The 12278-nt window shown below is 48.3% G+C and carries 17 protein-coding genes; 16 read left to right on the plus strand and 1 reads right to left on the minus strand.

What is annotated here, in order from left to right:
• The 16 genes from HMPREF0733_RS01700 (at nt 1) to asd (ending at nt 11609) form a co-directional block, all read left to right on the plus strand.
• Nucleotides 1-759, plus strand: coding sequence for a hypothetical protein (locus tag HMPREF0733_RS01700; RefSeq protein ID WP_041321534.1), 759 nt, complete (start codon nt 1-3; stop codon nt 757-759).
• A 5-nt stretch (nt 760-764) separates the two neighbouring features.
• Nucleotides 765-1517 (plus strand): hypothetical protein, encoded by a 753-nt coding sequence (locus HMPREF0733_RS01705; protein WP_013397662.1) that lies wholly within the window; start codon nt 765-767, stop codon nt 1515-1517.
• A gap of 129 nt (nt 1518-1646) precedes the next feature.
• Entirely contained in the window at nt 1647-2141 is a 495-nt protein-coding gene (locus HMPREF0733_RS01710) for a hypothetical protein (RefSeq protein ID WP_013397663.1), read from the plus strand.
• A 190-nt stretch (nt 2142-2331) separates the two neighbouring features.
• A complete protein-coding gene (locus HMPREF0733_RS01715) occupies nt 2332-2940 on the plus strand; it encodes a hypothetical protein (RefSeq protein WP_013397664.1) in 609 nt (202 codons plus the stop codon).
• Nucleotides 2941-3151: 211 nt separating this feature from the next.
• On the plus strand, nt 3152-3367 hold the full coding sequence (locus HMPREF0733_RS10860; RefSeq protein ID WP_080556855.1) for a ribonuclease domain-containing protein: 216 nt from the start codon (nt 3152-3154) through the stop codon (nt 3365-3367).
• Nucleotides 3368-3385: 18 nt separating this feature from the next.
• Nucleotides 3386-4060 carry a hypothetical protein gene (locus HMPREF0733_RS01720; protein WP_013397665.1) on the plus strand — a complete coding sequence of 225 codons (675 nt, stop codon included), beginning with the start codon at nt 3386-3388 and terminating at the stop codon, nt 4058-4060.
• Between the two features lie 105 nt (nt 4061-4165).
• Nucleotides 4166-4465: a hypothetical protein gene (locus HMPREF0733_RS11305; protein ID WP_013397666.1), complete on the plus strand. Its 300-nt coding sequence runs from the start codon at nt 4166-4168 to the stop codon at nt 4463-4465.
• Entirely contained in the window at nt 4443-4865 is a 423-nt protein-coding gene (locus HMPREF0733_RS11310; RefSeq protein ID WP_244864783.1) for a hypothetical protein, read from the plus strand. Before HMPREF0733_RS11305 ends, HMPREF0733_RS11310 begins: the two co-directional genes overlap by 23 nt.
• Nucleotides 4866-4870: 5 nt before the next feature.
• Nucleotides 4871-5179: a hypothetical protein gene (locus HMPREF0733_RS01730; protein ID WP_013397668.1), complete on the plus strand. Its 309-nt coding sequence runs from the start codon at nt 4871-4873 to the stop codon at nt 5177-5179.
• A 200-nt stretch (nt 5180-5379) separates the two neighbouring features.
• Nucleotides 5380-6141, plus strand: coding sequence for a hypothetical protein (locus HMPREF0733_RS01735; protein ID WP_013397669.1), 762 nt, complete (start codon nt 5380-5382; stop codon nt 6139-6141).
• Nucleotides 6142-6146: 5 nt separating this feature from the next.
• Nucleotides 6147-6896 (plus strand): hypothetical protein, encoded by a 750-nt coding sequence (locus tag HMPREF0733_RS01740; protein ID WP_013397670.1) that lies wholly within the window; start codon nt 6147-6149, stop codon nt 6894-6896.
• 342 nt (nt 6897-7238) lie between these two features.
• Nucleotides 7239-7889: a hypothetical protein gene (locus HMPREF0733_RS01750; RefSeq protein WP_013397672.1), complete on the plus strand. Its 651-nt coding sequence runs from the start codon at nt 7239-7241 to the stop codon at nt 7887-7889.
• A 31-nt stretch (nt 7890-7920) separates the two neighbouring features.
• Nucleotides 7921-8532, plus strand: coding sequence for a hypothetical protein (locus HMPREF0733_RS01755; RefSeq protein WP_013397673.1), 612 nt, complete (start codon nt 7921-7923; stop codon nt 8530-8532).
• A 121-nt stretch (nt 8533-8653) separates the two neighbouring features.
• Nucleotides 8654-9562: a thymidylate synthase gene (locus HMPREF0733_RS01760; protein WP_013397674.1), complete on the plus strand. Its 909-nt coding sequence runs from the start codon at nt 8654-8656 to the stop codon at nt 9560-9562.
• 8 nt (nt 9563-9570) lie between these two features.
• A complete protein-coding gene (locus HMPREF0733_RS01765; protein WP_013397675.1) occupies nt 9571-10257 on the plus strand; it encodes a dihydrofolate reductase in 687 nt (228 codons plus the stop codon).
• Between the two features lie 212 nt (nt 10258-10469).
• Nucleotides 10470-11609, plus strand: coding sequence for an aspartate-semialdehyde dehydrogenase (asd, locus tag HMPREF0733_RS01770; RefSeq protein WP_041321535.1), 1140 nt, complete (start codon nt 10470-10472; stop codon nt 11607-11609).
• 240 nt (nt 11610-11849) lie between these two features.
• Here the strand turns inward: asd and HMPREF0733_RS01775 are convergent, their stop codons facing one another.
• Nucleotides 11850-12194, minus strand: coding sequence for a PGPGW domain-containing protein (locus HMPREF0733_RS01775; protein WP_013397677.1), 345 nt, complete (start codon nt 12192-12194; stop codon nt 11850-11852).
• Nucleotides 12195-12278: the final 84 nt, after the last annotated feature.

Below are 12278 nucleotides of genomic sequence, written 5' to 3' on the forward strand. Positions count from 1 at the left end.
ATGACTTACGAAAAAAAATATAAGGATGGGTTCATTGTTCCGGTGTTCACTCAGGAGAGTGGGTATTGGGAGAAAGTCATGAAGCCTCGTTTACAGGACCAGGGGTGGTATATCGCTGAAGTAGACTGTGCGAATGTAGAGGATATTGAGGATTGCGGCACAAGGCTTCTACGTGAACTCAACTTTAAAGTTCCTGAGCATGGATACATTAACGCTATGGGGGTCAAAGATAATATCACTGACATCTACGGCATTAATATACGCAAAGGTCTCTTTGTGTTTTATAAGAATTTTGAAGACATCTTCTCTACCCATCCGGATTTGCATCAGGGGTATGGGGCTGAGTTCATGCTTCAGCTAATCGAACACATGGTATATCACTACTCCGATCTTCGTGGGTATATCTATGAAGAGTTTCCTGTAGTGGTGGGGTATGGCGTTGGTCTTCCCACCTCGTATATTCCGCAGTTTGAGGATGTGATGGGTGCAGAAAATGTGATGATTGCCGGTGAGGGCGTGCGGTATCCCTGGTCTGATTTCGAAGAAGAACAGCGCAGGAACTTTCCGAACGGAGCCCCTGATCCTCTCTACGATAAGTATGGGGAGCTTTTTGGTGTTACTACCCATAGTTCGCAGACTACGGGCATCTATGTTGCTGATCCTCGGTATTATCCTGAATCACCATTGTATGACCCTGTTCTTGCCTCCAAGGTACACCTGGTACATAGTGAATTTACTGAGCCAGACCCTTCTATATAAACGCTATGAAGTATAAATGCGAATATAAGGATGAGTTCATTGTTCCTGTTTTCACTCGGGAGAGTGGGTATTGGGAGAAGGTGATGAAGCCTCGCCTGCAGGAACAGGGGTGGTTTATTGTTGAGGTGAATTGTGCCGGGGTAGATAGTTCGCATGAACTCGGGCGTAGGCTTTTACGAGCGCTTGGGTTTAACATTGCTCCAGATCAGTGGGTGAACGGTTTCTGGGTTATGAATGCTGTTACAGAAGCTGACTGGAATGATATGCGTCAGGGACTTTTTGTATTCTATAAGAACTTTGAGGATCTTTTTAGCGTCCAGGAAAGTTGTTCACCTTTTTATGCTCCGGAGTATGCCCTTCAACTAGCTGAAAATATGGTTCACCATTATTCCAAATTCCGGGGAAATATTTATGAACAGTACCCTGTGGTGGTGGGGTACGGCGTTGGTCTGCCCACCTCGTATCTCCCACAGCTTGAGGATGTGATGGGTGCGGAAAATGTGATGATTGCCGGTGAGGGTGTGCGATACCCCTGGTCTGATTTCGAAGAAGAACAACGGAGGAATTTCCCGAACGGAGCCCCGGACCCTCTGTACGATAAAGACGGGATCGTCTATGGGTTTACGATTGATGATAAGGATTCTACCGGAGTCTATGTGGAAGACCCTCGGTATTATCCTGAATCACCATTGTATGACCCGGAGCTTGCTTCGAAAGTACACCTGGTGCATAGTGAAGATGTTGATGATACAGAATAGTATATAAGCACGTTTGTATATATTGAGGGTTATTCATGATTGGGGTACTGCCACTTCATGGGTGACCCTCAAATTTTTTATTTCCGCATCATGATGAGACGTTTATTTTGATTAAGGAGTAGAAATATTATGGGTTTCTATACTGATGAGTGGGATGACGTCTTTTTCCCGGTTGTTTATGTGCGGGAGGATGGTGTTTTAGAGCGACAATTAGAGCTGTTGCGGCAGGCTGGGTGGAAGATTATTGAGCTTTCCTGTGAAAAGTTATTGGAGTCTTCGGGGTCTGCGGAAGCTTCTGTGATGGTTTTTGAGGCTATTGAGTTTCCTGAGGAGATTCCTGATATGCCAGATGATTGGATTCATGAGTATCTTGAGGATTTGCATTGGCTGGATTTGAGTCAGGGGTTCTTTTTTGCTCTGAAGAATTATGATGCACTATTCCAGAGCCCTCATGATCCTCATTATTATATGGCGAAGTGGGCTGCACAGCTGTTGCAGACTGTGGATACTGAGTTGAGGTACCGGTATTCGGAGGATGAGGATGGGGAGTATGATCCTGCGAATATTCTTTATGGTATGGAGGTGTCTCAAGAGCATCTTGATCAGGTGTTGGAGTTTTTTTGAGGGTCGGGCGATCGTGATTCCTGATTTCGATGAAAATGACCCTGGGGCTGAGTATCCAGTGTATGTTAGAAATAAGGAAGATACTATTAGGAGTTGGCGAGGGATGACGGTTGACCCAGAGGATACTGAGGGTTAGAAGTCGTCCGCGCGCACGGAGAAATCTTCACGCCCATTGAGAAGTAGAAATATTATGGTTTTTTATACTGATGAGTGGGATGACGTCTTTTTCCCGGTTATTTATGTTCGGGAGGATGGTGTTTTAGAGCGACAATTAGAGCTGTTGCGGCAGGCTGGGTGGAAGATTATTGAGCTTTCCTGTGAAAAGTTATTGGAGTCTTCGGGGTCTGCGGAAGCTTCTGTGATGGTTTTTGAGGCTATTGAGTTTCCTGAGGAGATTCCTGATATGCCAGATGATTGGATTCATGAGTATCTTGAGGATTTGCATTGGCTGGATTTGAGTCAGGGGTTCTTTTTTGCTCTGAAGAATTATGATGCACTATTCCAGAGCCCTCATGATCCTCATTATTATATGGCGAAGTGGGCTGCACAGCTGTTGCAGACTGTGGATACTGAGTTGAGGTACCGGTATTCGGAGGATGAGGATGGGGAGTATGATCCTGCGAATATTCTTTATGGTATGGAGGTGTCTCAAGAGCATCTTGATCAGGTGTTGGAGTTTTTTGAGGGTCGGGCGATCGTGATTCCTGATTTCGATGAAAATGACCCTGGGGCGGAGCATCCTTTGTATGTGAAGAATAAGGATGAGGTTTTGGAGAACTGGAAATATGAGAGTAAGTAATACCAGGGGTTCTCATTTTTGGCTCTTTAACCGGATTTTACAATATTTATTCACGTGGAGTTCTCTTCAGGTAAATTAGTGGAGATAGTCTCATATAAAAACTATTGGTTCCTGCGGTTTTGCTTTGTTGCAGGGGCCAGTGTTTTTGTGTTTTAAATTTATTAGTCGTGTTTAAGGGTTGAGCAGTTCTAAAGTTTTCGAGAATAGGCCTATGGGCAGTAAAGATGGTAGCATACTCCCAACAAAAGATAAGGATGGTAATCTTATTACATATACTGAATATGATGCAAAACCGCCAGAGTATATCATCAAAGAAAATGGTAAACCAAGACTTAATCGGGGAACACATCGTATCGTAGTAGGAAGCAATGGAAGTATTTACTATTCGCCAGATCACTATTTAACTTTTGTCCGCCTTGTTGATTAATTTGGAAAGGAAACGAATATGCCTTATGAGGCTTTATATTCTAAACCGTTTAATATCCCTGTTTTTATACGAGATAATAATTATTGGGAAAACTATATGCTTCCTTCTCTGCGTCAGGAGGGGTGGCATGTTGTTATAGTTGATTGCGCAGGGGTTGTGGATGCCTATGATTTTGCTATTCGTTTTATGAATGCTATCAGTTTTGATTGGAGTTCATTCCCGCATAAATTTGATTTGAAATGGGCTGAAGAATATGCAGAGGATATCGATTGGCTTGATATGCGTCAAGGATTGTTTGTCTACTATAAAAACTTTGAAGATGTTCTATCTATGGCTGACGGTTTAAACATGGAGGGTTATGTTAGGTATAGTGTGGATATCCTTTACATTATGAATGCTTATTACCCACGGCGTCCTATGTGGCGTGATGACGAATACGAGGTTCTTTTTGGGTATGGGCTTGAGGTGTCGAAAGATTCCCTTCCTCGCGTTGAGGAGTATTTTGGAGGTCACGAAATAATCTGTGCTGGTCCTGATACTGAATACCCTTGGTCTCAACAGGAAGAGCGGAAGAAGAAATACTTCCCTAATGGTTTTCCCGATCCTCGGTATGATGAGAATGGTACGGAGTGGATTAATGATCCTGATGAGTACCCCGAGAGCACATCCTACACTGGCAGTAAGGACTCATAGTATCAAGGCATCTGGTGGTTAGCTAGATGACGTATATGGGTTACACCTCAGGTCGTGCTCTATATCTTTATTTGCCTCGTGAGTTAATTTTGGGAAAGAAACAGTATGCCATATCAACATAATCTTTCAAAACCCTTCATCGCCCCGATCTTCATTGAGGAAGATGGGTATTGGCAGAATTGTATGAAGCCCTATCTTGAGCGTGAAGGGTGGTATATCGCAGAGGTTGATTGTGCTGGGGTGGTAGATGCCCGGGACTTTGGGCGTCGTCTTTTAACAGCCCTGGATTTCGACTGGGACTCTTTCTTGCATGAGTTCGATACAGAGTGGGCTTATGAATACGCTACTGCAGTCGATTGGCTTGATCTGCGTCAGGGGTTGTTTGTGTACTATAAAAAACTTTGAGGACGTTCTGTCGATGGCGGACCGTTTAGGGAACGATAGTTACGCTATTTATGCCGTGCATATGGTTGATTATATGCGTCTGGTCTATCCTATGCGTCCTAGCCCACGTCCTCGGTCTGGGGATGATTATGAGGTGACTTTAGGGTACGGGTTCGGGGTGAGTCGGGCTTCTTTGCCGCGTGTGGAGCAGTTCTTTGCAGGAAATAATGAGATTCTGATTGCTGGCCCGGAGGTGGTGGAGTATCCGTGGACTTGGCATGAGGAGCGGAAGAAAAAATATTTTCCTCAGGGGTTCCCGGCTCCTCGGTGTGATGAGAGGGGGGAGTGGATTTTTGATCCTGAAAGGTATCCGGAGAGTCCCGCGTTTACGGGTGATGCAGGATATCCTGTGGATGAATAGTCGTCTTGAGGTTCAGCCTGTATCCGCATAATTCAACCGGTACTGGGTTCGAGAATCAATCTATAGATCAGGCATGGGTGCAGGCTTATGAGTTCGATATGGTCAAGGCCGTTCAAACTTTTACAGATTGGTCGCTTGAGAATTTTATGCTGACCCTGACTGCGAGTAAAGAACCTAGCCTGCAGCAGTACCGGTTTAGTTCTTATGCTGAGTCGCGGTTGTTATCGGCTGCGTTGTGTTCGGTGATGGATTCGGTGGATAAGGCTGGTATAACCGAGATCGTGCGCTCGAGTATAACCTATTTGGCGGATTAATAGTCAGAATAATGAAGTCAACTAGCTTGCCGAATAGAGTTTCTGTGTACCCTAGATGGCCCGAGGCTTATAGAAATGGGATAAACATGATAGTATTTGAGGTTGAAATTTTGGAATGTTGCTTAAGGGTTTATTCATAAGGGACTTAGGTAGGTTCTTTATGAATCCCCCTGTGTGGGATTTCTTAAGGAAATAACTATATGGTTTATGAAAAAGAATATAAGGATGAGTTCGTTGTTCCGGTGTTCACTCGGGAGAGTGGGTATTGGGAGAAAGTGATGAAGCCTCGTTTGCAGCAGCAGGGTTGGTATATCGCTGAAGTAGACTGTGCGAATGTAGAGGATATTGAGGATTGCGGCACAAGGCTTCTACGTGAACTCAACTTTAAGGTTCCTGAGCATGGATATATTAATGCCATGGCGGTCAAAGGAAATCTTAGGGATATCTATGGCATTAATATGCGCAAAGGCCTCTTTGTTTTTTATAAGAATTTTGAAGATATCTTCTCTACCCATCCTGATCTATATAATGGCTATGGAGCCGAGTTTATGCTCCAACTGATTGAAGATATTGTTTATTATTATTCAACCTTACGTGGATATATCTATGAAGAGTTTCCTGTGGTGGTAGGGTATGGTGTTGGTCTTCCCATCTCGTATATTCCGCAGCTTGAGGAGCTGATGGGTGCTGAGAACGTGATGGTTGCTGGTAAGGGTACGCGGTATCCATGGTCTGATTTCGAAGAAGAACAGCGAAGGAACTTCCCGAACGGCGCCCCGGACCCTCTATACGATAAGACAGGTCAGCTCTTTGGTGGGGTTATAAACCATGATCCGCAGGCTACGGGTATCTATGTTGCTGATCCTCGGTATTATCCTGAATCACCATTTTATGACCCGGAGCTTGCTTCCAAGGTACACCTGGTGCATAGTGAATTTACTGAGCCAGATCCCTCTATATAAACGCTATGGGGTATAAATACGACTACAAGGATGAGTTCATTGTTCCGGTGTTCACTCAGGAGAGCGGGTACTGGGAGAAAATCATGAAGCCTCGTTTACAGCAGCAGAGGTGGTATATCGCTGAAGTAGACTGTGTTGGTGTGGAAGATATAGTAGATTTTGGCAGGAGGCTTCTACGGGCACTTAATTTTAGCGTTGGTGATAACGAATATATCAGTCCGATATGGTATGAAAATCTTGTCGGGGAAATATCTGGAGTATCTATGCGGCAAGGTTTTTTTATCTACTATAAAAACTTTGGAGACTTTTTATCTATGCATCATGATGCAGATCCAGAGTCTTCAGCAATATATGCGATCAAGCTTCTTGAAAATATGAGCTATCACTACTCCGATCTTCGTGGGTATATTTACGAGCAGTATCCTGTGGTGGTGGGGTATGGCGTTGGTCTTCCCACCTCGTATATTCCACAGTTTGAGGAGCTGATGGGTGCGGAAAATGTGATGATTGCCGGTGAGGGTGTGCGATACCCCTGGTCCGATTTTGAGGAAGAACAGCGCAGAAACTTCCCGAATGGTGCCCCGGACCCTCTGTACGATAAGTATGGGGAGCTTTTTGGTGTTACTACCCATAGTTCGCAGACTACGGGTATCTATGTTGATGATCCTCGATATTATCCTGAATCACCATTGTATGACCCTGTTCTTGCCTCGAAAGTGCACCTGGTGCATAGCGAGTTTGACGATCCCGAATAATCGATCATGTTCCTTCTTGAGTTTAGTTGTCCGTAGCTTATAGCGAAGTTACGGACAACTAATTTTCTATATCTTTATGCCTGTCAACAAATAAGAAAGTTACGGAGGCTGTTCTGCCGCAACTGCTGTTGAGGGGAATCCTATTACGTATACGGAAATGGATTTCATGGCGCCTCAACCGAAGATTGGTGAAAACGGTAGAGTTGAGTTGAAGCCTAACGGGAAGCCTGAGACGACTCGTGGTGATGACCGGTTGATAGTGGGTAGTAATGGCAGTATCTATTACAGCCCGGATCATTATCACACGTTTATCCTATTAGCAGAGTAAGGGAGAAAATAACCATGGCTTACAAGCAGGTACGGTCTGCTGAGGGATTCATTGCCCCTTTGTTTATCCGTGAAGATGGGTACTGGGAGAACCATATGCTGCCTTATCTGGAAGCGGAGGGGTGGAAGGTTATTGTTGTTGACTGTGCCGGGGTAGAAACCACACTAGATTTTGCGTACCGTCTGGTTGCGAGTATTGAGAGTGTCTATGCTATTCCGGATGATTTTAACCTGCGTTGGGCTTCGGAAGATGCCTGCCTGATTAACTGGTTTGATATGCGCCAGGGGCTGTTTGTGTTGTACAAGAATTTTGATGATCTCTTCGTGATGGATGACGAGGACGTGAGCTTATGCGTAAATATTCTGGAAGAAATGGAAGTATATTACGCCACTCGCCAATTACACGGCAGCGGTCTGTATGAAGTTTTGGTTGGGTATGGGTTTGATATTTCACGGGAAAGCTTGCCGCGGGTGAAAGAGTTTTTCAACGATAGCATCGTGATTGCTGCTGACGGGGCCAAGTATCCTTGGTCACGGGTGGAAAGGTTTAAGAAACTGTTTTTCCCGAATGGTTTTCCGGATCCTCTTTATGAAGATGGAGATGACTGGATTAATGATCCTGATGAGTGCTCCGAGAGCACATCCTACACCGGCGGGAACAGCTAACAACGCACTGATAGCCAAGGAGTAACCAATTATGGGTTTCTACAAAAACGAATCAGATGATACATTCTTCCCTGCTATCTACATCACCGAAGACAAGGTGCTAGAGCGCCAAACTCAAGCCCTGCGCGATCAAGGCTGGGCCGTCATCGAAATCCACTGCAAAAACATACTAGCTTCCCAGGACCCGCAAGCAGGAGCCCTCGAAATCATCCGAGCCGTCAACCTCCCGCACAAACTCCCCGATGATAATTACATGACCTGGACCCAAGAAATCATCTCAGACCTCGACTGGCTCGATCTAAGCAAAGGAGTCTTCGTCATCCTCAAAGACTACGATGTACTCTTCACCCCCTGGAACAGTCCCGACCACTCTGAAGCAAAATGGATGGCACGACACCTACAAACCGTGGACGATAACCTGCGGTACCGGCATAGCCAATTTGCTTATGGTGATTATGACCCACCATATGTGCTTTATGGTATGGAGGTGTCTCAGGAAAAACTCGACACTGTGCTGGAATTCTTCGAAGGTCGAGCCACTATTATCGAAGACTTCGATAAAGACAACCCAGGCGCAGAATACCCACCCCTGGTGGAGTATCGCCATAAAGTCGTTAGGAGCTGGCAGCACAAAAATAATTAGCGCTATACGTTTCTATATCTTAACCATATATTTCGCACCTAGCTTGCAGGTGCCTCTTTTCTGTCCTCCCCTCGTACAATAGAATTTTGACTAAAAATCTACGCCCAGGAGTCAAGCCACCATGAGTACGCCCGCGCATCACGCCTCTGGTCAGCAGAGCATCCCAACGCCCTATGAGGATTTGCTGCGCGAAATTCTTGACGAGAACCGTGATGCTATTGCCGCCGATGCTCAGCGCGCGGATCGCACGGGCACCGGCACGTTCGGCGTATTTGGGCGGCAGATGCGCTTCGATCTGCGTGACTCTTTCCCCCTGATTACCACCAAGCGCGTGCACTTCAAATCGGTGGCGGTCGAGCTTCTGTGGTTCCTGCGCGGTTCCTCAAACATACGTTGGCTGCAGGAACGCGGCGTGACTATATGGGATGAATGGGCTGACGAAAATGGTGACCTCGGCCCGGTCTACGGGGTGCAGTGGCGTTCATGGCCCACCCCCGACGGCGGCACCATCGACCAGATCGCGAAAGTAATCGAATCTCTCAAAACGAACCCGTCGTCACGTCGCCACATTGTCTCGGCATGGAACCCCGCCGAGGTTGATGAGATGGCACTGCCGCCCTGCCACGCCATGTTCCAGTTTTACGTACACGAGCGCCCTGACGGCGTGAAGGAACTGTCGTGCCAGCTGTACCAGCGCAGCGCCGATATGTTCTTGGGTGTACCCTTCAATATCGCCTCCTACGCCCTGCTGACCTACCTGATAGCCCACGAGGTCGGCATGGAACCCGGCGAGTTCATATGGACAGGCGGCGACTGCCATATCTACTCCAACCACCTGGAACAGGTGAAAAAGCAGCTCGGTTACGGCAACGATCCCGAAGGTAACCCATATCCCCCGCGTGAGCCTTACCCGTACCCCAAACTCGTTATCAAAACGAAGAAACCTTCTGTTTTTGATTATGAGTATGAAGACTTTGAGCTCGTCGATTATAAGCATCACCCGGGGATTTCTGCCCCCATCGCGGTTTAGGACAATCGATGCGTGAGTATGAATCCCCCTCCCTCGCACGACCGTGCCTCGGCGCTATTTGGGCGCAGACCGATGCGGGTATTATTGGGCGCGACGGCACCATGCCCTGGCGTGCCCCCGAAGACCTTGCGCATTTCAAAACCGTCACCGTGGGTAAGCCCGTCATCATGGGGCGGCGCACTTGGGAGTCTTTTCCACCGCGTTTTCGACCGCTGCCTGAGCGCACCAATATCGTCATCAGCCGCAGTATTACGGGCGGTTCAGCCGCGCCTCTTAAACGCGATGGCGCGTTTTGGGTTCCGTCGCTGGATGCGGCTCTCACCCTTGCGAGCAACACGCCTTTAACGCCCAACGATAACCAGCACCCGGATTCACCACATCAGCAAGTTGATGCTTGGATCATTGGCGGCGGCTCCGTCTATGCGGAGGCACTTTCCCGCGAGGATTTACCCTCCTTTGGCCGCGTCGAAATTATCGAACGCACCTTCTTCTATTGTCAGGAAGGTAACGAGATTACGGGTGATACCTACGCCCCCGAACTTGCGGTAGAAGGATTTGTGGCTGCGGACGAACCGGCGCGATGGCGCATCCTGGGTGAAAGCGCCTGGGAAAAAAGCGAGCGCGGCTACCTGCTGGATGCTTCGGGCGGGAAAAATCCCATGTACTACTCATTTCAAACCCTAGCCCGCCTCTGATATACCTGGCGCGGAAATTCCGTACAATAACGTTCGCTTGTGCGAACGGCAAAGTGTAGTCTCGTTTGTCTGGGGTACATTCGTTCCCCTCACAACGTCTTACGTCACAGCTCATCACACCTATCTCGCACTTCACCTGGTCTTTCCCATACTGACTAGGGGTTATGACGCTGTTCCACGCGATATGTGGTACACGGGGTAGACTAGAAATTATGAATTTTAATCCCGGTGACTCAGTAGGTTTTGTAGGTTGGCGCGGCATGGTTGGTTCCGTGCTGATGAAGCGCATGCTTGAAGAGAACGATTTCAAAGATATTTCTCCCGTTTTCTTCACAACCTCCAATGTGGGCGGTGAAGCCCCCACCTTCGACGGCACGCTTGAACCTTCTACGCTGAAGGATGCGTACGATCTGAACGAGCTTCGCCAGCACAAGATTATTGTGACCGCACAAGGCGGTGACTACACGAAAGAGATTCACCCGAAGCTGCGCGAGTCCGGCTGGGAGGGCCTGTGGATTGATGCCGCTTCTGCCCTGCGCATGAACGATGATGCCATTATCGTGCTCGACCCAATTAACCGTGATGTGATTGACCGCGGGCTCGAATCCGGTGTGAAAGATTTTATCGGCGGCAACTGCACCGTCTCGTGCCTGCTCATGGGGCTGGGCGGCCTCTTCAAACAGGGTCTGGTGGAATGGACCACCTCGATGACCTATCAGGCGGCTTCAGGGGGCGGGGCCCGTCATATGCGCGAGGTTCTGGGGCAGTTCCGCGACCTCGGCAATGAGGTGTCTGCCGAGCTTAACGATCCGGCAGCGGCGATCCTGGAGATCGACCGTAAGGTGCTCGCTAAGCAGCGTTCGGGTGAGCTTGATACCGCGCAGTTCGGGGTTCCGCTTTCCGGGTCGCTGATCCCGTGGATTGACTCTGACCTGGGCAATGGGCAGTCCCGCGAGGAATGGAAGTCTGATGCCGAGACCAATAAAATTTTGGGTCTTGAGGGCGATAACCGTGTGATTATGGACGGTTTGTGTGTGCGTATCGCGGCCATGCGTTCGCATTCTCAGGCACTCACGATGAAACTGACCGAAGACCTGCCGGTTGCCGAGATTGAGCGCATTATCGCTGAAGACAACCAGTGGGCCCAGGTGGTGCCAAATACTAAGGATGCCACGATGGAGGGGCTGACTCCGGTCGCCGCTTCCGGCTCGCTGAATATTCCGGTGGGGCGCATCCGCAAGTTGGCGATGGGTCCGCAGTACATTAGTGCTTTCACGGTGGGCGACCAGCTACTGTGGGGTGCCGCTGAGCCGGTGCGCCGCATGCTCAAAATCGCGGTCGGAAAGCTCTAAAGTAGCCTTCTCAAAGTACTCGTGGGCGCGGTGCCGTAAGAGCGGTTCCGCGCCCACGTATGTTAAGCCTAGCCCACAAGCTTTGAACGATATGCATGGGAATAAGCAAAACGTTGCCTGTACCCGCCTCTTGGTGAATAAGCTTTCTGGTTGCCCCGAACCTAGCGGATAAGCCTGTGCCCCGCATCCTCAATCAGGATGCGGGGCATAAACTCAAAGTAGGCAGGTACGTTTTTCAGGCTATGCTTTACGCGCTGCCTTCTGGGCTTTTCGTTTTTCACGCCAGGCTATGTAGCGGTGCCAGAGTGAAATCACTAGCTTTTTGAGTCGCTGATTCAGACGATGCGCCCATGCGAACTCGGTTCCCCAGATTCCCAAACCGATAAAGATAAACAGCCAGCCGGGGCCAGGTGTGACAAGCATAATCAGACCGGCAATGAAACAGAAGCCGCCTACGGCAATCACAAGAGGCTTGTAGAGATGTTTCAGCACCGGGTGAGCGTGCATCCGAGCTTTCTTTTTCTCTAGCCACAGGTGAAACTTGCTGGTTTCACTCTCTGTAACTTCATCCTCTAAGGTTTTCACACATCACCTCTTCTCAGGGCGGCTCTCACCTGTGCGTACACGATACAGCAACAGCCTAGCACCCGCGCCTGGGAACTCCCTGAT

It is taken from the genome of Rothia dentocariosa ATCC 17931 (assembly GCF_000164695.2).
In the GTDB taxonomy this organism is placed as follows: domain Bacteria; phylum Actinomycetota; class Actinomycetes; order Actinomycetales; family Micrococcaceae; genus Rothia; species Rothia dentocariosa.